We start from the raw sequence: 21,135 nt of genomic DNA on the forward strand, positions 1-21,135 counted from the left end.
ACGACACCGCTGCGCCGACGTTTCATGGCGGATATGCGTCCCGCGGCCCCGGAGTCGGGCCGGAGGGCGGATAACGCCACCGGCGTTATCCGCCGCTGCGCCGACGTTTCATCGCGGTAAACGGTCATCCGTCCCAGCCGAACCCCCATCGATTCGAACACTCGAGAAAAGGAAGCACCCATGAGCGAACCCATCGATATCCTCATCGCCGGCGCCGGCATCGGCGGCCTCAGTTGCGCCCTGGCCCTGCACCAGGCTGGCATCGGCAAGGTCACGCTGCTGGAAAGCAGCAGCGAGATACGCCCCCTTGGCGTCGGCATCAATATCCAGCCGGCGGCGGTCGAGGCCCTTGCCGAACTGGGCCTCGGCCCGGCGCTGGCGGCCACCGCCATCCCCACCCACGAGCTGCGCTACATCGACCAGAGCGGCGCCACGGTATGGTCCGAGCCGCGCGGCGTGGAGGCCGGCAACGCCTATCCGCAGTACTCGATCCATCGCGGCGAACTGCAGATGATCCTGCTCGCCGCGGTGCGCGAGCGCCTCGGCCAACAGGCGGTACGCACCGGTCTCGGCGTGGAGCGCATCGAAGAGCGCGACGGCCGCGTACTGATCGGCGCCCGCGACGGACACGGCAAGCCCCTGGCGCTCGGTGCCGATGTGCTGGTCGGCGCCGACGGCATCCATTCGGCGGTCCGCGCGCACCTGCATCCCGACCAGGGGCCGCTGTCCCACGGTGGGATCACCATGTGGCGCGGCGTCACCGAGTTCGACCGCTTCCTCGACGGCAAGACCATGATCGTCGCCAACGACGAGCACTGGTCGCGCCTGGTCGCCTATCCGATCTCGGCGCGCCACGCGGCCGAAGGCAAGTCGCTGGTGAACTGGGTGTGCATGGTGCCGAGCGCCGCCGTCGGCCAGCTCGACAACGAGGCCGACTGGAACCGCAACGGACGCCTGGAAGACGTGTTGCCGTTCTTCGCCGACTGGGACCTGGGCTGGTTCGACATCCGCGACCTGCTGACCCGCAACCAGTTGATCCTGCAGTACCCGATGGTCGACCGCGATCCGCTGCCGCACTGGGGCCGGGGACGCATCACGCTGCTCGGCGACGCCGCCCACCTGATGTATCCGATGGGCGCCAACGGCGCTTCGCAGGCGATCCTCGACGGCATCGAGCTGGCCGCCGCGCTGGCGCGCAACGCCGACGTGGCCGCAGCCCTGCGCGAATACGAAGAAGCGCGGCGGCCGACCGCCAACAAGATCATCCTGGCCAACCGAGAACGGGAAAAAGAGGAATGGGCCGCGGCTTCGCGACCGAAGACCGAGAAAAGCGCGGCGCTGGAAGCGATCACCGGCAGCTACCGCAACCAGGTGGAACGGCCACGCTAGCAACACCGGGCAGGCCACCGCGCCTGCCCTCTCCCGCCTCTCCCGTCCGTGGGAGAGGCGGCATCCGTGCGGGTGCCGGGCGCTGCGCGCCTATCGGCAGCGCCTCAGGCCTCTTCCGCCCGCCCCTTCCACTCCCCGCGCCCCTCGCCGGCCTGCAGGCGCAGGGCGAGCAGCAGGGCCAGCACCGCCAGGGCGCTGCCGGTGAGAAAACCGCCGGCATAGCCGATCTGCGCGGTGAGGCTGACCAGGAACGAAGACGCCAGCATCTCGCCGAGGTCTCGGGTGCTCTGCACTGCGGTGACATCGGTGCCGGCCTGGCCGCCCTGGCCGGCGAAGCGCATCGCCGCGGTGAGGATCGCCACCGAGGTGATGCCGGTGGCCAGCGAGCCGATCAGCACGCAGGTCCACGCCAACCCTTCGCTCAGTGCCAACCAGCGACCGGCCTGCAGATACCAGAGCAGCGCCGAACAGCCGGCGAGCACCACGCCAAGGGCGAAACCGCGCCACAGGCCGATCCGCCTGACCAGCCAGGCGCCGCCGCCGCAGCCGAGGAATACCGTGACCAGGCCACCGCTCATGCCCAGCCGGCCGATGTCCTGCAAGGCCCAGCCGGCATCGCTGAGGTACAGCTTGGACAGGCCGAAGCCGGACACCGCGGTCATCGCCGACAGCAGTGCCAGCGCCAGCAGCGAAGGCGCCAGCGGCCGACGCAGGAAGCGCAGCAGGCTGGCCTTGGCGGCCGGTGCCGGGGGGAGTTCGTGGGGGTCGCCGCGCCCCAGGGCGAGCACGCAGCACAGGCTTGCCAGCGGCACGCAGGCCATGACCAGGAACGCCGTGCGCTGGCCGAAATGCCCGGCGAGGATCAGGCTGCCGGCGCCGCCGCCGAAGAAGCCGATCATCACCCCGGCGATCTGTACCGCGTTGACCTTGGCCAGCAGCTCGCCGCTGAAGTGCTCCGCCGCCATGCCGTCGGTGGCGATGTCCTGGGTCGCGCTGGCCAGCGAAGCCAGCGCCAGCAGGCCGACCGCCCAACCGGCACTGGCCACGCCGAGGCCGAGCGTCGCCAGGCCGAGCAGGCAGGCGAGGACGATGCATTGCATCGGCAGGATCCAGCTACGCCGCCGGCCGAGACGGCGCGACCAATGGTTGTCGACCCAGGGCGCCCAGAGGAACTTGACCACCCAGGGCAGCCCCACCAGGGGCAGGAAGGCCAGCGCCTGCAATGGCGCGCCATCCTGGCGCAGTAGGGTGGGCAGGGCGTCCATGGCCAGGCCGATGGGAATGCCCTGGGACAGGTAGAGCAACGCCAGGGTGATGACCAGGCGGCGGTGGCGATACAGCTCAAGCATGGTGGTCTCCGGTGACACGGGGGTGGGCGGGTGGCGCGGCGGCGCGCGCCTGCATCCAGGCGTGCCGGATGAGCAGCGCGCCGCAGAGGATCAAGGTGAGGTCGGAGCCCAGGGCCGGCAGCCGGCCGCGCATGAGCCAGGGCGCCAGGTGCGCGACGGCGGCCGCCAGGCAGGCCAGCCCGGCGACGCCGAGCAATCCGCGCGCCAGCGGCCAGTCGCCCGGCAGCAGCAACGCCGCCAGACCAGCGACGCCCCACAGGACAAGGAACAGCCGCCCCGGCCAGGGTCCGGCGAGCAACTCCAAGGGCGCGAGTTGCAGCCCCAGCAGGAGCAACGCGGCCGCCGCCACCAGGCCGGCGCAGAAACCCTGGCTCAGGCGCTGCAAGAGCCGTACGCGGGCGTCCGGCGCCGAGGCGCGTCGTTGCAGCCACAGGTACAGGCCGCTGGCGCAGAGCAGGCAGGCGCCGAGGCCCATCGCCAGGTGCAGGCCGCGCAACGCGGCGGACCAGCCCGGCCCGAGCCACTGGTACTGGGCGAAATGCAACGGCTGCACGGCGATGAAGGCGCGCAGCCAGAAACCGCGCTGCGCCGAGCTGCGCTCGCCGAGCAGGGTGCCGTCGGCCAGCCGATAGCGGTGCCGCTCGAAGTTCGCGGTGCTCGGCAGGCCACGCCGGATACCGGCGATCTCCACGCTACCGGCGACATCCCCGGCATGGCTGAGGCTCAAACGCTGGGCAACGAAGCCGGGCGCCCGCACGGCATCTCCGGCAAGCAGGCGGTCGAGATCGATGCGGGACGCCAATGGCCGCCCCTCGGCGGCGGGCGGCGGCGGTCCCATCAACTCGACAAACACCCGGTTCGGTTCCTGCGGGTAGGCCACCGGCGCCAGCAGCAGGGTCCCGAGAGCGCCCAGCCCGCTGAGCGCGCCGGTGAAACCGAACAACAGCAGCCAGGGCAGTCCCCAGATGCCGATCAGGCCATGCAGGTCGAACAGCGCCAGGCGCAGCCCGCGATCCCGCCGCCAACGCCGCAGGTCGCGCCAGCGGCGGCTGTGCAGCAGCACGCCGGCCAGGCACAGCAGCAACAGCGATACGCCGAACAGGCTGACCAGCACCCGCCCGGGGAAGCCGACGAACAGGCTCTTGTGCAGGTTCAGCAGGAGGTCCAGCGCCGGCGTCGGTGGCAGCACCCGGCCGCTGGCCGGGTCGAGGTCCAGCCGGCAGTCCAGGCGCGCATCGCAGACGCTGAAGGCGGCATGGCCGGGAGCGGGCAGCAGCAGGGTCGCATCGCCGATGTCGACGCCTTCCTCGCCCGCCCGTTCGAGCAGGCGCTCCAGCGCAAGGGCTTCTCCTCCCGCCTGCGCCGGGGCCCGCAGCCACTCGCGCAGGTCGTCGTGGCCAAGACTCCAGGCGCCACTGAACAGCACCACGAACAGCAGCACGCCGAACAGCGCGCCGGCGCCACCGTGCAGCGAGAGCAGGAGAGGACGCGCCGCCACTTCAACCGCGCCCCGCCAGCAGCCACAACGCCAGGCCCAGTGCCAGCAGGCTACCGCCCAGGCGCCAGGCGAAGTTGCCCGGATCACGCGCCAGCAACCCGCCGACAAGCAGCAACAAGCCCACCCCGAGCGCGCCGAAGAGCCCGGCGTAGAGACGCTCGAGCGGGTCGTCCAGGGGCAGCCCGCGAGTCAACAGATAGCCGCTGGCGGTCGCCGCCGCCAGGCTGCCGGCGAGCGCCAGCGGAACCCGCCAGGCCCAGCCGAAGCCCGACCGGCGCGGCATCAGAACGCGCCCCGCAGGCTGACGTTGAAGCTGCGCGGTTCGCCGTAGCGGTTGTTCCAGTTGGGGTTGGACAGGCTCTGGTAGTAGGTCCGGTCGAACAGGTTGTTGACGTTGACCGCCGCCGTCCAGTGCTCGTCGATCTTGTAGCCCAGGCGCATGTTGACCAGTGCGTAGCCGCCCTGGCGCATGCTCACGCCACGGTAGTCGACGCTGTAGTCGCTCTGCGCCTGGAGTCCGCCGCCGACGCTCCAGCGCCGATCCTGCCAGGGCAGGTCGTAGTTGCTCCACAGGCGCAGCAGGTGCCTCGGGGTGAAGGTGGAGTAGCGCGTCCCCGAGTCGTTCTGGCTGTCCTTGAGGTACTCGGTGCTGGTGTAGGTGTAGCCGGCCGAGAGACTCCAGTAGGGCGTCAGGTAGCCTGTGCCTTCCAGCTCGAAGCCCTGGCTGCGCACCTTGCCGCCGCTGATGTAGAACGGATTGTTGGGCGGCCCCGGATGGTCCGGGTCTTCCTGCGGATTGTTCTCCAGGTCGATGCGGAACGCCGCCAGCGACAGGTTCAGGCGGCCGTCGGCCAGTTCGCCCTTGATCCCGGTTTCGTAGGTCTTGCCTTCCACCGGGCTCAACGGCTCGCTGTTCCAGGTCTGGCGATCCGCCTGCGGCTGGTAGACCTCGGCGTAGCTGACATACCACGACCAGTCCCTGGCGAAGTCCCAGATCAGCCCGCCGTAGGGCGTGAACTGGCGACCGGGCTTGAAGCGAGTGGCCGGGGTGTCCTGGTCCCACCAGCTTTCGCGGCCGCCGACCACCAGGGTCAGCGGCTCGGCGAGCTTGATCCGACCCAGGGCATAGAGGCCTTTCTGGGTGGTGGTGGTGGTGCCCGGCGAAGTGTACTGGCCGATCTGCGGGCGCGGCACGCCGTGCGGGTCCCAGCGGTAGACATTGACCGGGGTGTTCGGCAGGTTGAGGAAGCGTGCGGTGTCCTGGCGGGTCTCGCCCTGGGCGTAGGTGACCCCACCGAGCAGTTCGTGGGTCAGGCCGAACAGTCGCACCGGCCCATTGAGGTTGGCGTCGAGGCTGCGCTGGATGCTCTTGAACTTGTAGGCGGCGCCCATCAGCTGGCCACCGTCGCCGGTCTGCGGGTCGATGGCGCCGAAGGAGCCGGCGTAACGCAGGCGCGAATCGGCTTCCTGGTATTCGGCGCTGACCTTGCCTTTCCAGCCGCCGCCCAGTTGCTGTTCGAGGGAGCCGAAGGCGCGGTAGGTGTCCCACTTGAAGCGGTCCCAGTCGACATCGAGGTAGGTGTCGCGGGACAGTCCGAGATTGGACCCATCCTTGGCCATCGGTACCCCGGCCATGTTGGTGATCGAGTCGATGTGCTGGTATTGCGCACCGACGGTGAGCAGGGTGTCGGGGCTCAGGTCGAACTCGGTCACCCCGTAGAGCAGGCGGGTGCCCTGGTCGGCCACGTCGTAGAAGTAGTCGCGGTCCTCGTAGGCGGCCACCGCTCGGCCGCGCACGTTGCCGCTGGCGCTCAGCGGGCCGCCGACGTCGACCTCGGCGCGGTAGCGGTCCCAGCGCCCGGCGCTGAGGGTGGTGCTGGCGGCGAACTCGCGCTGCGGCCGCTTGCGCACCAGGTTGACGGTGGCCGCCGGGTTGCCGGTGCCATGCAGCAGTCCGTTGGAGCCGCGGAGGATCTCGACCCGCTCGTAGATCGCCATGTCCTGCGGCGAACTGGCGGTATTGCCGAGCAGTGCCGGCACCCCGTCCAGCTCGAAGGAGTCGACCTTGAAGCCGCGCACGTAGTAGGCGGTGGTCAGCAGCTGGAACGGCTGCACGGTGACCCCGGTGGCCTGCTGCATGGCTTCGTCGAGGCTGAACAGGTTCTGCTGTTCGAGGCGCTCATGGTCGATGACACTGGCGGACTGCGGCAGCTCGCGCGGCTTGAGCGGCACCTTGCCCAGGGTAGTCACCCCCGGCGGCTGGGTGGCAGACGTGCTTTCTCCGCTGATCACCATGTCCGGCAGTTCCGTCTCGCCGTCCTTGCGCGCGTCGGCCACGGCCGCCGCCAGCGGACTCAGCGCCAGCAGCAGCCCCAGGCACAACGGGGTGTGCCGATTGCGGGCGATGCCCTGGCGTCCCTTGATCACCTTCGTCTCCGTTTTCATCGTTCGAACAGCCTCGGGGGATATACGATTTGATAATGCTTATCATTATGAAGAAATCGTCTCCGAGGCTTTTTCGATTGCCGGTCTTTCTCTATCGATCCACGACCGTCGCGGAACTTTCCTCGCCCGCCAGCCCGACGAAACCGGCATACCAGTCGTCCCGGACGAGCAGATCGGCGTGACGTCCGCTGAGGCGCAGGCGCCCCTCCTCCAGCAGCAGTACCTGGTCGGCCTGACGCGCCAGCGCCGGGCGGTGGGTCACTACCAGCAGGGTGCGCTGGCCGCGCAACCCGAGCAGGCTGCGCAGCACCTGCGCCTCGCTGGCGGCGTCGAGGCTGGCGGTGGGCTCGTCGAGCAGCAGCAACGGCGCCGTCGAGAGCAGCCCGCGAGCCAGGCACAGGCGTTGCCGCTGGCCGCCGGAAAGCAGTGCGCCGCCGGGGCCGACGTCGCTGTCCCAGCCCTGCGGCCAGGCCTCGATCTCTTCCAGCAGGCCAACCGCCCGCGCCGCCTCGCGCAGCGCTTCGAGATCGGCGTCCGCTCGCGCCATGCGCAGGTTCCAGGCAACGCTGCCGCGGAACAGGCCGTTGTCCTGGAACACCAGGTTGCGACTGGCGGCGAGGGTCGTTTCGCTCAACCGGCGGATATCCACGCCACCCAGCAGGACACGCCCGGCATCGACGTCGTAGAGCCGCCCGAGCAGCGCCAGCAGGCTGCTCTTGCCGGCCCCGGAGGGTCCGACGAGGACGTTCAGCGAACCCGGCTCCAGCCTCAGGGAAATGTCCTCGAGCAAGGCGCGGCCATCTTCCAGGCGCAATTCCACGGCCTCGGCCGCCAGGCTGGCGTCGTGCGGCCGCTCGCCCGGCTCGGGGTTGTGCAGCGGAGCCAGGGCGAAAACCCGCAGCAGGGTGTCCAGCGCCTGCCAGGCGCCGCGCAACGCCTGGTCGAGATGGGTGAGCTGGGCCAGCGGCTCGATGAAGCGCACCAGCAGCACCAGCACGGCCACCAGCCGCGCGCCGTCCAGCCATTGCCGCTCCACCGCCCAGGCGCCGCCGAGCAGGGCGAAGGCGAACGCCGCCTGCACCGCCAGGGCGAAGCCGAGGCCGCTGGGCAGGCTGCGCCGCAACAGTTCCAGGGTGCTGCGGTGGAGACTGCGCAAGGCCTCTTCCAGCCCCTGGCGGGCGACGCTTTCGCGCTGCGCCGCGCGCAGCAGCGGCTGGCGTTCGGCGAACGCCTGCAACTGCCGTGCGGCGTCGCGCTCGGCGGCCAGCCGGGCATCCTCCGCCGCCAGATTGCGCCGCCCGCTCCAGCGCAACAGCGCGGCGAAGACGGCACCGGCAAGGAGCAGGCCGAGGGCGATGGACGGGTCGATCAGGAACAGCCCGAGGATCACCCCGAGCGGCGTCACCAACGCGGCGACCAGCGGCCCCAGCAGGTGCGCCGGAATGCCCATCGCCTGCATCACCGGGCCGCGCAGCAGGCCTTCGGCCGGCGCGACCCGGCGCAGCGCCGGCGGCGCCAGGCGCGGCAAGCGCGCCACCAGGCTGCGCACCAGTCCAGCCGCCAGCGAGCCGCCGGCGGCGAAACCGCGACGCAGGGCCAGGTACTGCAACAGCGCCTGCGCCAGGCTCAAGCCGAGCAACGCGGCGACCCAGCGCCAGGGCAACGCGCCTTCGGCGAACCAGGCCTCGACCAACGGCACCAGCAATACGCCGCAAGCGGCGTCCAGCAGCGCCGCCAGGACCGCCCAGGCGCTCGCCCGGCGCAACGCGGCACGGCAGTCTTCGGGCAGCGCACGCATTCGTTCGAACAGGGTCATGCCGCCACCTCCGCGCCGTTCTGTTCACGCCACAAGCGCGCATAGGCGCCGTCCGCCGCCAACAGCGCCGCGTGCTCGCCGCGTTCGACCAGACGGCCAGCGACCAGCACCAGGATCAGGTCGGCATCGCTGACTTCGGCCAGACGATGGGCGACGATCACCCGGGTCCGGCCGCCGCCACGCTCGCGCAGGTTGCGCAGGACCTGCCGGGCGGTCTGCGGATCCAGCGCCGAGGTCGGCTCGTCGAGCAGCAACAGGCGCGCCGGCGATAACAGCGCACGGGCCAGGGCCAGTCGTTGCAGTTCGCCGCCGGACAGTTGCAGGTCGCGTTCCGGCACGCTGTCGTAGCCACGCGGCAGGGCCATGATGCGCTCGTCGAGGCAGGCGTCACGGGCCGCCTGGCGAATCTCCTGGAGATCGGCATCGGGGCGGAACAGGGCGATGTTGTCGGCCAGGGATATCTCCAGCGCCGCCGCCTGCTGGCCGACCAGCGCGATATGCCGATGGCGCACGGCATCGGGCATGTCCTTCAGTGCCAGGCCGCCAATCTCCAGTTCGCCGCGCTGCGCGTCCATGTAGCGCGCCAGCAGGTGCAGCAGGGTGCTCTTGCCGGAGCCCGAGGGACCGACCAGGGCCACCAGGTTGCCATCCTTCAGCTCCAGATCGATATCGGCCAGGACCTCCACGCCCTCGTAGGCATGGCCCAGGCCGTGCAGCGCCACCGCGCCATCGACCGGCTCGCGGGTCGAGCGGCCCTCGGCCAACGGCGCCTGGTCGAATACCTGCTGCAGGCGCTCGGCGGCGGCGCGCGCGCCCAGCAGCGCGTCGCCGCCGTGGCCGAGCGCCTGCACCGGGGCGGCCAGGGCCCGCAGCAGGAGCAGGAAGGCACAGGCCTGGCCGAGCGCCAGCGGCACGCCGAGGGCATCCAGGACCAGCGCGCCGAGCAGGACCCAGGCCAGCAGCCAGGGCGTCGACAACTGCACGTAGACCAGCGCGGCGAGGTGGCCGACCCGCTTCACCCAGGCGCCGAACGCTTCGCCGAAGGCCGCCGCCGACGCCTCGGCGCCCTGTTGTATGCCGGCGCCGGGGTACTGTCGGGCCAGCAGCAGGTTGTGGGCGAATTCGCCATAGTCCGCCGAGAGCCTTTCCAGCGCGGCGTTGCGCCGCAGCACCAGGTCGCGGTAGCGCACCGAGCGCAGCAGCAGGAAGCCGGCGGCGGCCAGCACCAGCGGCAGCAGGCAGAACAGCAGCAGCCAGGGGTGCAGCCAGGCCAGCCAGAGCAACGCGACGAGCGGCACCACCAACAGGTTGCTGAGATCGTTGGGAGCGTGCGCGATCAGTTGGTGCAGGGCCCGCACGTCCTGCTCCACGAGGCGCGCCACGCCGTCCGGGCCCTGGCGACCGAACCAGTCCAGCGGCAGCCGTTGCAGGTGCGCCAGCAGGCGCAGGCGCAGGTCGTTGCAGAGGTCCGCGTCGACCCGGTGGGCCAGGTGCGCGGCCAGCGCCTGGCAGCCCAGCCAGGCCAGCACCGCCAGCAGCACCAGGGCCAGCAGGGCCGGCTGCGCCTGGCCGCGCGCCAGCGGCTCGGCGAGCCAGGCGAGAAGCATCCAGGGCAACAGCGAGCAGAGCCCGGCCAGGGCCTGCAACCCCATGGCCGCCGCCAGCCGCCAGCGATAGGTGCGCAGCAGGCGCCACAGCACCGGGGTCACGAGGCTTGCTCCAGCACCTGTTCCAGGCTCGCCGGCGCCAGCGACGCCGGCGGCGCCTCGGGGAAGCCAAGGCGCTCGCCGATCCGCTGCCACAGGGCGGCGACCTCCAGGCTGCGCTGGTTGCGCCGGCGCACCTCGTCGCCGTCGGCGAGCAGCGCCAGCGCCTCGGCCGCCGCCGCCGGCCACAGGCGCTGGTGCACCTGGGCCCAGCTGCACGGTTCGGCATACCAGAGCTGGGCGCTGGGCAGCGGTTCGCCGGCTATCTCGTCGAACAACGCGAACAGGCCGTCGTCATCCTCTGCCGGTACCGCCACCGCAGGCGTCCACAACAACGGGCCATGGGGGCTGAGCAGGCTCAGCGTGCCGCGATCGGTGGTCAGGCTGACGCGCTGCAACAAGGTCATGCGCCCATCGTCGGCGGCCGCCAGTTCGTTGAGCACGTGCAGGCTCAACGGCACTTCCGCCAACACCAGGGATAGCCCGCGCATCGCCGACAGGTCGTTCGAGGGCGACTCCAGCGACCAGGGGCCGACGCCCTCCAGCAACGCGGCGAGGATGTCCAGGGTGGCGAAACCGACCTGCACCCCGCAGGCCGCGTCCAGGTGGCGGATGCCGCGCCGGTGGTGCAACTGGCGGCCCAGTTCGATGAAACGCGCCACCGCCGGCAACTGCGGATAGAAGGTGTTGAGCAGGCAGCGCCGGCCCAGGCGCTCGGCGCTGCGCAGCAGGTCCTGCCATTCGCGCGGCAGCAACGGATGCTCGATCAGCACGTCGATGCCACGCGCCATCAGCGCCTCGGCCAGCGCCGGGCCCTGCTCGCCGCGTGCCGCGCCGCCGACCGCGACGCAGGCCAGGCGGACATCGTCAGGCAACGCCTCGACCTCGCACCAGGTCTCCACCCCGAGGCGCTCGGCCAACGCCCGCGAACGCCGGCTGCCCTGGCCAAGGATCCCGCGCAGGACGAAGCGCGGATCGGCGGCGACGCCGGCGGCATAGAACTGGCCGAACCGGGAACCGGCGACCACCACGGAACGGACGTCGCTCATCGGCTCGCCTCCTCTGGCATGGGTTTCGACAGGGATTGCGCCAGGGCTTCGCCCAGGCAGTCGAAGTGCCCGCCGGGCACCTCGTGGATGCCGCACGCGCCGAGCGCGGCGGCCCGCCATTGGGTCTCCAGGGCCTCGGCGTAGCACGGCACCAATGGGTTGCCGGCGTCCGGCACGAACAGCCGCAGCGCGCCGACGTAGGGCTCCGGCGCCTCGGCCTGGCTGGCACGCACCGAGTGGCAGAACAGTCGGTAGAGGGTGTCGCGTTCGACGCTGGCGGCGTCGGCGCTACCGCTGGCCGCCTGTAGCACGCGGCCGCGCAGGGCGACGAGATCGGCCAGGCCCGGTAGCTCCGCCAGCGCCTCGGCGCCCAGGCGCTCCGGTGTCTGCGCGAGCGCCGCCTGCACCGCCTGGCCGAGACGTTCCGGCGCGGGGAAGCCGAGCGCCGCGGTATCCAGTCCGAGGGTCGCGGCGAAGCTGAACAACAGTAGGCGCTCGTCGTCCACCCGGTAGGGAATCCGGTAGCTGGAGACGATATCCAGGTGGCGCACGCGCACCCCGCGCTGGACCAGGGACTTGGCGGTCTCCAGGGCGACCAGCCCGCCGGAGCAGTAGCCGAGCAGGTCAACCTCACGCAGCCCGGCGCCATGGAGCGCCTCAGCGTAGCGGCGGCCGAGGCAGGCGTTGAGATGCTCGGCGGGGATCGCCAGGTAGGCGTCGCTGTCATGCACGGCCAGGCCCAGCAACGGCCGCCCCTCACCCAGGGCGCGAAGCAGCGGGCGGTACGGCAGCAGCGTGCCGAGGCCTTCGTGGACCAGCACCCTCGGCACGCCCTCGCCGGGCACCAGGCGCACCAGCGGGTCGAGCGCCACCGCGCCCTCGGCGAGCGGTGCGCGCGACATGCCGGTCTGCGCCGGGGCGACGCCGCGCGCCGCGGCCAGGGCTGGCCCACGGCCCTCTTCCGGCGCGCTGCGCAGGCGTTCGGCCAGGCCGCGCGGCGTCGGCTGGCTGAGCGCCCAGCGTAGCAGGCGATCGAACGGATGCCGGCGGGCGCTTTCCAGTCGTTCGCGCAAACGGGCGATCAACTGGGCGATCAACAGCGAGTCGCCGCCAGCCCCGAAGAAGTCTTGCTCGACGCCCAGCGACGGGTTGTCCAGCACCTCCCGCCAGAGTGCCAGCAGCGCATTCTCCAGTTCGTCGGCCGGTGCCTGCGCGACGCCATGCCGAAGGTCCGCCTGGGGCTGGCGGGCAAAGCCGGTCAGGGCCTTGCGGTCGATCTTGCCGTTGCCGGTGACCGGCAGGCGTTCGAGCACGCGCAACTGCGCCGGGAGCATGTAGCGCGGCACCCGCGCTTCGACGAAGGCCAGCAGCTCGGCCGGCTCCAGGCGGGCGCGGTCGGTCTTGCAGCGAGCCAGCAGGACATCGTAGCCAAGCAGGTCGAGAGCGCTGCCCGGCGGCACCACCCCGCAAGCCAGGTCGCCACCCTGTGCCGCCAGCCACTCCAGCCATTGCCCGGTGTGGACGAACAGTTGGCGGCGCTCGTCGCGGAGGTCGCGCGGGTTTTCCATCATCAGGCTCTGGCTGACGCTGATCTCGTTGTGCTCGCGCGTCAGTTCCTGGATCACCAGCCAGGCGTCGGCGCTCAGCAGCTCGCGCAGGCCGGCCAGCAGCGCCGGGGTGTCCAGCGCGTTGTTCAAGGCCCCGGAGCTGAGCAGGATATCCACCGAGTGCGGCGCCACGCCCTGGTCGAGAAGATCGCCGTTCATGTCGAAGCGGCCGAAGCGTACCCACGGCTGGTCGGCGAAGCGCTCGCGGGCGGCGGCGAGGAAGTAGCTGGAAACGTCGGTGAACAGGTAGTCCACCTCCGCCCCTCGCTGCACCAGCGGCGCCAACCGGGCGATCACCGCGCGGCTGGCGGCGGCGGTGCCGGCGCCAAGCTCCAGCAGGCGCCAGCGCCGTTGCGGCTGGCGCTCGACGATGGCGGCGATGGCCTCGGCCATCGCCTCGTGCAGCGCCTGGGCATGCAGGCCCTGGCTGTACATGGCCTCGGCGATGCGCGCCGAGCCCTGCGGGAACATCAGCGCCGCCGGGCTGATCCGCCCGGCCAGTTGCTCGCCGAGGGATTGCGCGCTGTCACGCAGGTAGGCGACCAGCTCGGCCGGCCAGAGCGCCGCCGGCGCGCAGCCGGCGAACGCCGTCCAGGCGTCCTCCGGACTCTGCGCGGGACGCTCGGCGCAGCCCAGCCAGCCCTCGCCCTCGGCGCGCAGGTAGCCGCCCTCCTCCAGCTGGCGCAACCAGTGGCGCAGCAGGCGCTGGCGCGCCTCGGCGATACCCAGGCGCTGGCACAGGGTGGCGAAGTCCAGCGGCGTCGCACTGGCGAACAGACTGCTGCCGGCCAGCCAGGCGGCCAACGAGGCGAGGCAGGCACGGTCGAGTGCGGCCACCGCCGCGGCGATGCCCTCCTCGCTGCCCCAGTCGCGGCGCAAGGCCTGGGCCGCCCGCTGGCGCACCGTGTCGAGCGCCGTGCACGGGTCCTCGCCAGCCTCCGCCGGCGCATGCAGGGTGACGAAGCTGGCCAGGCTGCGCTCGTGGGTCTCGCCGAGCACCACGGTGGCCGCCAGGTTGACCTGCGGATGGGCGCACAGCGCGGCGTCCAGCTCGGCCAGTTCGATGCGGTGGCCGCGAATCTTCACCTGGTCGTCCTCGCGACCGAGGAACTCGATGCTGCCGTCGGCCAGGTAGCGGCCGAGGTCGCCGGTGCGATACAGGCGACGGCCATCGGGGTGACGGACGAAGCGTTCGGCGGTGCGCTGCGGATCGCCGGCGTAGCCGAGCGCCAGGCCCCCCCCGCCGATATGGATCTCGCCGCGCACGCCCGGCGGGCAGCGCCGCCCGCGGGCATCCAGGACTTCCACGCTCTGCCCGCGCAGGGCGCGGCCATAAGGGATGCTGGCCAGCTCGGTGTGCTGCGGGCGGATCGGCTGCTCGATCGACCAGATCGCCGCCTCGGTGGCGCCGCCCAGGCTGAACAGCGCGCTGTCCGGCCAGCGCCGCCACCAGCGGGTCGGCAGGCTGACCGGAATCCAGTCACCGGACCAGAGCACGCAGCGCGGTCCCGGCAGGTGGCGTTGCGGCTCGCTCTCCAGGTAATCGATGAGCATCTGGCCCTGGGCCGGCACCGAGTTCCACAGGGTGATGGCGTGGCGTTCCAGCAGTTCCGCCCAATGCGAAGGATCGCTGCCGCGCGCCGGGTCCGGCAGGACCACCTGGGCCCCCGCCGCGGTGGCGCCGAAGAAGTCGTAGACCGAGAGGTCGAAGCTCAGCTCGGCGAGGCCGAGGACGCGGTCGTTGGCGTCGACGCCGTAGCGCTGGTTGATGTCGAGCAGCGTGTTGCTCACCGCCGCATGGCTGAGCATCACGCCCTTGGGCGTGCCGGTGGAGCCGGAGGTGTAGATCACGTAGGCGAGGTCGTCCGCCGCCACCTCCGCCGCGGGCGGTGGCGGCCAGTCGCTGTCGGCGGCCAGCCGGTCGATAGCCACGCAGGCGCAGCCGGCGTCCGGGACATCGCTTTCCAGGCAGACCAGCGCGACCACTTCGGCGCTGGCGAGGATCGCCTGGCGCCGCAGCAACGGCTGGCGGATGTCCACCGGCACATAGGCGGCACCGGCCTGGAGGATGCCGATCACCGCGACCAATTGCGCGGCGCTTTTCGGCAGCATCACCGCGACCCGCCGGCCACGGCCCGCGCCGTGCGCTTCCAGGACGCGGCGCAGAGCGCTGGCGTGCTGGGCGACCTGGCGGTAGCTGTAGCTGCCGGCGGCATCGTGGATCACCGTGGCGTCGGGGGTCAGCAGGGCACGCTCGGCGAAACCGGCGGCGATGCTCCGGGCACTACCGGGCAACGCCTGCGGCGGCGCCTCGACGGGTTCCGTGGCATCGCCGTCGGTCCAGGCGCGCGGGCTCTGCGCCAGGCGCCGGAGCAGCCCGACGAAGTCGTCGAACATGGCTTCCGCCTGGCCCTCGGGGAACAACCCGAGGCGTACGTCCCAGCCGATCTCCAGGCCGCCGAACTGGTCGGTGACCTGGCAGTCCAGCCAGACCTGCGGGGTCTGGCTGATCATGTAGCGTGGCGCGCGCGGCGCCTCGCCATCGCCGAGCAGGCGCTGCACACTGCCGATGCCACTGGTGAACACCACCGGCATCAGATCGGCGCCGCGACCACGCCGGCGCGCCAGTTCGCGCAGCAGGTCGACGCCGCTGAAGGTCGGGTGGTCGAGGTCGTCGAACATCTGCTCGCCGATGCGTCGGGCACGCTCGACGAAACTGTCGCCGTGGCGGCTGTCCACTGCCAGCAGGCTGAGCGCGGTGAAGTCACCGAGCACCTGCGCCAGCTGCGGATGCAGCGGCGGCCGGTTGAGTACCGTCAGGTTGAGACAGAACGCCGGTGCCTGGCTCCAGCGACCGATGGTCTCGGCGAAGGCCGCCAGGGCCACGCCGGCAGCGCTCAGGCCGTGTTCGCCGGCGCGCGCGCCGAGCGCCTGCCAGGCGGCCTCGTCGAGGCGCGCGTGGAAGTGCCGGAAGCGCGTGGACCGGGTGTCCGGCTGCACCCGCAGCGGCAGGTCGGGACGCCCCGGTAGCGCGTCGAGACGCGCCAGCCACCAGTCGCGGTCGCGCTGCCAGGCTGGCGACTGGCGTCGGCGCTGCTCGACGCCGACATAGTCGCGGAAGGTCGCCTCCAGCGGTTCCGCCGTCCATTGCGGATCGAGATAGCGGCGGCGCCATTCGCCAAGCAGCAATTGCAGGCTGGCGTAGTCGACCAGGGTGAAATCCACCGAGCAGTGCAGTACGCAGGCATCCCGGCCGATACTCAGCTCGGGGCGCAGGACCGGCCACTGGTCGAGCGCCGCGCAGGCGTGGTCGAGGCGTTCGCGGACCCGCTCCAGGTGCGCCTGGAAAGCGGCCTCGTCGAGCCCCGCGCAGGCATGCACGGTCAGCCGCTGCCAGGGCACCTCGGGCAGCACGCGCTGCCAGGCGTTGTCCTCGATCACCGCGCGCAGCATCGGGTGGCGCTCGACCATGGCGTTCCAGGCCGCCTCCAGGCGCGCCGGATCGGTGTCGGCCGGCCAGTCGTACTCGGCGTACAGCTGGCAGGCGTTACCGCCGTAGTCGAAGGCCGCCTGGCGGCCCAGCACGTAGGCGGCCTGCACCGGGGTCAGCGGGAAGCGCTGGTGGGCCAGGTCGGGTTCGGCGCGCCAGCCAGGGCCGCCCTCCAGGTGTTCCAGCAGAGCCTCGCGCTCGGCCCGCAGGCGCTCGGCGAGGCCGGCGTCGAGGGCGCCCTGGGGGGCGCGATAGCGCAGGCGGCCCGCCTCGCTCCAGAGTTCGATGCGCCGGCTGCGGCAGGTTTCCAGCAGTTCGCCGAGGCTCATAGCACGCCCTCTTCCAGTTGGGTTTCCTCGATTTCGACGGTCTGCGCTTGCAAGTGGCGGGCAAGACCGGCCAGGGTCGGCTGGCGATAGAAGTCGGCCATGCCCAGGCGTACGCCGAAACGCTCACGTATGCCGGCCAGCAGGCGGGTCGCCAGCAGGCTGTCGCCGCCGAGGCTGAAGAAGCTCGCCTCGCGACGACGCACCGGGCGTTTGAGGACCGCTTCCCAGCACTCGGCCAGCGCCTGCTCATGGGCTTCCAGCGGCTCCTCCGCCGAGGGCTCGTGACGACACTCGCCGAGTGCGCGGGTCATGCTCTCGGCCAGGCGGCGACGATCGACCTTGCCATTGCCGTTCAACGGCAGGCTTGGCAGGCACCACAGGCGTTCGGGCCGCATCGCCTGGGGCAGGCGTTGCTCCAGGCCGGCCTGGAGCGCGGCGGCGTCGAGCCCGAGCCCCGGCGCCAGCGCCTCGACCAGGGCGATCCGTTCGCTGCGCCACAGGCAACGCGGCGCCAGTCCCGCAGCGGCGAGATCGGCCAACAGGCTCGGCAGCTCCGCCAGGCGCAGCGGCCGGTCGTCGAGCAAGGCCGCACCGAGCAGCGCCAGTGGCGACTCGCATAGCAGGTCCACCAGCAACAAGCGGCCCTGCGGGCGCAGCAGCGCCGCCGCCAGCGCCAGGCCTTCGCGGCTGGCCGCGTAGGTGTGCAGCGCGGCGAAGCTGATCACCCGGTCGTAGCGACCGAGGTGCTCGGCAGGTAGCAGGCCGTCATCCAGCGCCTGCACCGCGATCCGTTCCGGCAAGCGGGTGGCGGCGGCGTCGAGGAGGACGCGGCTGCGTTCGAAGAGGGTCAGTTCCAGCCCCGGGCGCAACAGCGAGGCCATGCCCTGGTCGAGCCAGAGCCCGGCGCGGGTATCCAGCACCGCCACCCGCAGGCGTTCGCCGGCAGCCGGCGTCGGCAGCGCTTCGAGCAGGCGCGCCAGGGCCTCGCGGCCGTCCGGCAGGCGCGCGGCCACCGCCTGCGGCGCCAGCCAGGGATCGAGGAGCAGCGCGGCCGGCGCCTGTTCGCCGGCGAGCAGGCCGCGCAGAGCGTTGCCCATCGCGGTCAGCCCCGCGGCCTGCCAGCCGAGCCGGCGCAACGCCTCGTCGAGCGACGGCAGCGCGCTGGCGGCGGAGTCCGCTAGCCAGTCCAGCCAGCGCCGGCGCAAACCGTCGTCTAGCTCCAGCGGCGCCTCCAGCAGCGCGCCGAGGATTTCCCGGGTGAGTACCGCCTCGGCCTCTGCCAGGCCGGCGAAGGGCTGTGCGGCCGGTAGTTCCATGGAGCCTTCGGCCCGTGGCGCCAGGCGCGGTACCAGCACCGCGCCGAGGCTCGCCACGCCACCGCCGAGCACCGCCGCGCAGGCGCTCTCCACGCCAGCCTGGGCGCACAGCGCGGCCTCCACCTCGCCCAACTCGATGCGCTGGCCGCGCACTTTCACCTGCTGGTCGACCCGACCGAGGAATTCCAGGGTACCGTCGCCCCAGTAGCGACCGCGATCGCCGGTGCGATACCAGCGGCCCTGGGCATCGTGGACGAAGCGCCGGGCGCTGAGTTCGGGATCGTTGCGATAACCGCGGGCCAGGCTGGCGCCGCCGATCCACAACTCGCCGACCACCAGGTCCGGCACGTCGCGCCCGTGGGCGTCGACCACCCGGTAGGCCTGTCCCGGCAATGGCCGGCCGTAGGGAATCGCACGCCAGTGCGGCGGCACCGTATCGACGCTCTGCAGGTTCGACCAGATGCCCGCTTCGGTAGCGCCACCCAGCACATGCAGGCGGCAGCCTTCGGCACAACGTGGGCGCAGGCGGCCGGGCAGGTCCAGGGCCACCCAGTCGCCGGACAGCAGCACCGCCCGCAGACTGCGATAGTCGGCCTGGCTCGCCGGCAGGCTGAGGGCCATCTCCAGCAAGGCCGGCGCCGAGTTCCACAGGCTCACCGCATGCCGCTGGATAGCCTCCGCCCAGGCGGCGGCATCGCGCGCCTGTTCCTGGGCCGGCAGGACCAGGCTGGCACCGGCGCCGAGGCCGCCGAACAGGTCGAAGACCGACAGATCGAAGTCCAGCGCGGAGACCGCCAGCAAGCGATCCGATGCGTCCACCCGCAGCAGGTCGAGCAGCGCGTCGATGGTATTGATCGCCGCCGCGTGGCTGACCTCGACGCCCTTGGGCACCCCGGTGGAGCCCGAGGTGTAGATCACATAGGCACTCGCCTGCGGCGCCAGCGGCACGGGGGCGGCCAGCGCCGGGCCGCGCAGCAGGCGCTGGACATCCAGGCGCGGCGGCAAGGCCTGCGGATCGTCCTCCTCGGTGATCGCCAGGCATACCCCGGCGGCCTCTTCGATCAGGCGCCGCCGTGCGGGCGGCTGGTCGATGTCCAGCGGCACGTAGCAGGCGCCTGCGGCGAGCACACCGAATACCGCCGCGACCTGCTGCGGTCCGCGCGGCAGGCTGACCTCGACCGCGTCGCCGGGGCGCACCCCGGCTTCGCGCAGGCCGCCGGCGATGCGCAGCGCACGCTCGGCCAGTTCGCCGCGGGTGACACGTTGGTCGCGATAGAGCAGCGCGTCGGCATCCGGCGCCTCGGCGGCGCGAAGGAAGAAGTCGCGATGCAGGGTGCGCGCCGTGGCGCATGCCGGCTGGCCGTTGAGCAGGGCCCGGCGCGCCTGCTGCGCCCAGGGCAACGGCAGATCGGCGGGCTGCTCCCAGGCGCTGTCGCAGAGACGCTGGAGCAGCCCCACGTAGGCTTCGAACATGGTTTCCGGCAGACCTTCGGGGAACAGGCCGACGACGCTGTCCCAGGCCAGCAGGATACCGTCGCCCACCCGGTAGAGCTGGTGGTCGAGCCAGACCTGCGGGGTCTGCGAGAGCATGTCGTGGAGATCGCCGAAAGCGTCGCGGAAGGCCGCCGGGACGAAGCCCTCCTCGCCCAGGTTGCTGGCGAACACCACCGGCGCCGAGCGTGGCTGGCCCTGCCGGCGCGCCTCGCGGAGCACCTCCAGGGCGGGGAATGCGGCGTGGTCGATGGCTCCGTGGAGGTTGCGCTGGAAGCTCTTCACCGCCTCGGCGAAGGACACCCCGGCCTGCATCCGGCACTCCAGCAGCAACAGGGTGGTGAAGTCGGCGATCACTTCGCCGATACGCGGGTCGTCGGCATGCCGATCGAACAACGGCACGTTGAGGAGAAATTCCGCGCTTTCGCTCCAGCGCGCCAGGACCAGCGCGAAGGTGCAGCCGAACACGCTGGACAAGGTCACGCCATGCTGCGCGGCAAGACGCTCCAGGCGCCGGCTCTCGCCGGCGGAAAGCTGGAATGCCAGGCGCCGGGTGCGCGGCTGGCGGATGCTTTCCGGCGCGCAGGCCAACGGCAGGGCCGGCGCGTCCGGCAAGCGCGGCAGGCGTTCCAGCCAGTAGTCGCGGGCCCGCGCCGCGGCCTCGGCGCGTTGCGCCGCACGGCGCGCCAGGTAGTCGGCGAAATGCAGCGCCGGCGGCTCCGCCAGGCGCTCCGGCGCCAGGTAGGCAACGCCCAGTTCGGCCAGCAGCAGGCGCAGGCTTTCGACATCGGCGGCAAGCAGGTCGAGACTCAGCCAGAGGCGATCCTCGCCGCCCGGCATGCGCACCAGCCCGAGCAGGAACACCTGGCCACGCTCCACCGCCAGGCATTCATGGGCGCGCCAGTCGCGCAGCGCCTGCCAGTCGCGCTCGGCCTCGTCCACCTGCAAAGTGCGCCAGTCCTGCAGGTCGAAGCAGGACAGCGGCGGCGTCGGAAGGATCTGCTGGCGACCGTCGAGGAAGCGCGCCCGCAACATCGGGTGGCGTTGACGCACGCACTCCGCCGCCGCGGCCAGGCGCTGCGGGTCGACATCCCGCGTGCGGAACTCCAGGAAGGCATGGCAGCTGACGTTGCCCAGCACCTCGCCGGCGCCACGTCCCAGCCAGTAGGCCTGCTGCACGGAAGACAGCTCGAACGGCTGATCGCGATCCTGCGCCGCCGGCAGCGCGACCGTTGCCGGGGCGGACAGCCGGTCCGCGCAGGCCAGCAGGTCGAGCCAGGCCCCCAGGCAGGGGCGCTGCGCCAACTGGGCGAAGTCCAGCGTCGAGCCACGCGCGCGCAGGCGTTCCTGCAGGTACATCAGGCGGATCGAGTCGAGGCCGCAGCCCAGCAGGTCGTCGTCGTCCGCCAGGGCGCGCACGTCGGCAAGCGGTTCACCGAGCAGGTCGGCGAGCTGCTCGGTCAGCCAGTCGCGCAGGGCGGTACGGGAATCGGGGGGCAGATCCATGGGGGCTCCCTAGGGCAAGCATCTGAGGTCGGTTGCCAGTTCCTGGCAACGATTATCAAATGCGACCTTATCTCACTTGCCTGGGAGGCCTGGCCGGCAATGCTTTAGACAGCCGGACTGTTTCGTTAGATGCAGCGTCATCCC

Annotated in this window: 10 protein-coding genes; 1 reads left to right on the forward strand and 9 read right to left on the reverse strand. The window is 71.7% G+C overall.

Going from position 1 to position 21,135, the window contains the following annotated elements; all coding sequences use genetic code 11:
* Positions 1–180: 180 nt before the first annotated feature.
* Entirely contained in the window at positions 181–1,389 is a 1,209-nt protein-coding gene (gene phzM, locus HMPREF2914_RS27930; protein WP_003093633.1) for a pyocyanin biosynthetic protein PhzM, read from the forward strand.
* Positions 1,390–1,493: 104 nt separating this feature from the next.
* Here phzM and HMPREF2914_RS27935 read toward each other — a convergent pair whose 3' ends face one another.
* From HMPREF2914_RS27935 to pchE, 9 genes are all read right to left on the reverse strand, one after another.
* Entirely contained in the window at positions 1,494–2,738 is a 1,245-nt protein-coding gene (locus tag HMPREF2914_RS27935) for a RhtX/FptX family siderophore transporter (protein ID WP_003112118.1), read from the reverse strand.
* Complete coding sequence (locus HMPREF2914_RS27940) at positions 2,731–4,236, reverse strand: PepSY-associated TM helix domain-containing protein (RefSeq protein WP_023092387.1); 1,506 nt, start codon at positions 4,234–4,236, stop codon at positions 2,731–2,733. The genes HMPREF2914_RS27935 and HMPREF2914_RS27940 overlap by 8 nt, the downstream gene beginning before the upstream one ends.
* 1 nt (position 4,237) lies before the next feature.
* Positions 4,238–4,519 (reverse strand): hypothetical protein, encoded by a 282-nt coding sequence (locus HMPREF2914_RS27945; RefSeq protein WP_003129326.1) that lies wholly within the window; start codon positions 4,517–4,519, stop codon positions 4,238–4,240.
* The gene (gene fptA / locus HMPREF2914_RS27950; protein WP_003111969.1) at positions 4,519–6,681 is read right to left on the reverse strand and encodes a Fe(3+)-pyochelin receptor FptA; all 2,163 of its coding nucleotides are present in this window, start codon (positions 6,679–6,681) and stop codon (positions 4,519–4,521) included. Before fptA ends, HMPREF2914_RS27945 begins: the two co-directional genes overlap by 1 nt.
* Before the next feature lie 91 nt (positions 6,682–6,772).
* Positions 6,773–8,497 carry an ABC transporter ATP-binding protein PchI gene (gene pchI / locus HMPREF2914_RS27955; protein WP_023092386.1) on the reverse strand — a complete coding sequence of 575 codons (1,725 nt, stop codon included), beginning with the start codon at positions 8,495–8,497 and terminating at the stop codon, positions 6,773–6,775.
* Positions 8,494–10,206, reverse strand: coding sequence for an ABC transporter ATP-binding protein PchH (pchH, locus tag HMPREF2914_RS27960; RefSeq protein ID WP_023092385.1), 1,713 nt, complete (start codon positions 10,204–10,206; stop codon positions 8,494–8,496). Before pchH ends, pchI begins: the two co-directional genes overlap by 4 nt.
* Entirely contained in the window at positions 10,203–11,252 is a 1,050-nt protein-coding gene (gene pchG, locus HMPREF2914_RS27965) for a pyochelin biosynthesis thiazoline reductase PchG (protein WP_003129320.1), read from the reverse strand. The genes pchH and pchG overlap by 4 nt, the downstream gene beginning before the upstream one ends.
* Positions 11,249–16,678, reverse strand: a complete 5,430-nt coding sequence (gene pchF, locus HMPREF2914_RS27970) for a pyochelin non-ribosomal peptide synthetase PchF (protein ID WP_070702877.1) — start codon at positions 16,676–16,678, stop codon at positions 11,249–11,251. Before pchF ends, pchG begins: the two co-directional genes overlap by 4 nt.
* Entirely contained in the window at positions 16,675–20,991 is a 4,317-nt protein-coding gene (pchE, locus tag HMPREF2914_RS27975; RefSeq protein ID WP_023092383.1) for a pyochelin non-ribosomal peptide synthetase PchE, read from the reverse strand. Before pchE ends, pchF begins: the two co-directional genes overlap by 4 nt.
* Between the last annotated feature and the right edge of the window lie 144 nt (positions 20,992–21,135).

The organism is Pseudomonas sp. HMSC067G02, from assembly GCF_001813485.1.
Lineage (GTDB): Bacteria > Pseudomonadota > Gammaproteobacteria > Pseudomonadales > Pseudomonadaceae > Pseudomonas > Pseudomonas aeruginosa.

What these genes read in the sequence shown, in the direction of transcription:
- phzM (WP_003093633.1), top strand. Translation starts at nt 181, where the DNA reads ATGAGCGAACCCATCGATATCCTCATCGCCGGCGCCGGCATCGGCGGC.
- HMPREF2914_RS27935 (WP_003112118.1), bottom strand. Translation starts at nt 2,738, where the DNA reads ATGCTTGAGCTGTATCGCCACCGCCGCCTGGTCATCACCCTGGCGTTG.
- HMPREF2914_RS27945 (WP_003129326.1), bottom strand. Translation starts at nt 4,519, where the DNA reads ATGCCGCGCCGGTCGGGCTTCGGCTGGGCCTGGCGGGTTCCGCTGGCG.
- fptA (WP_003111969.1), bottom strand. Translation starts at nt 6,681, where the DNA reads ATGAAAACGGAGACGAAGGTGATCAAGGGACGCCAGGGCATCGCCCGC.
- pchI (WP_023092386.1), bottom strand. Translation starts at nt 8,497, where the DNA reads ATGACCCTGTTCGAACGAATGCGTGCGCTGCCCGAAGACTGCCGTGCC.
- pchG (WP_003129320.1), bottom strand. Translation starts at nt 11,252, where the DNA reads ATGAGCGACGTCCGTTCCGTGGTGGTCGCCGGTTCCCGGTTCGGCCAG.
- pchF (WP_070702877.1), bottom strand. Translation starts at nt 16,678, where the DNA reads ATGAGCCTCGGCGAACTGCTGGAAACCTGCCGCAGCCGGCGCATCGAA.
- pchE (WP_023092383.1), bottom strand. Translation starts at nt 20,991, where the DNA reads ATGGATCTGCCCCCCGATTCCCGTACCGCCCTGCGCGACTGGCTGACC.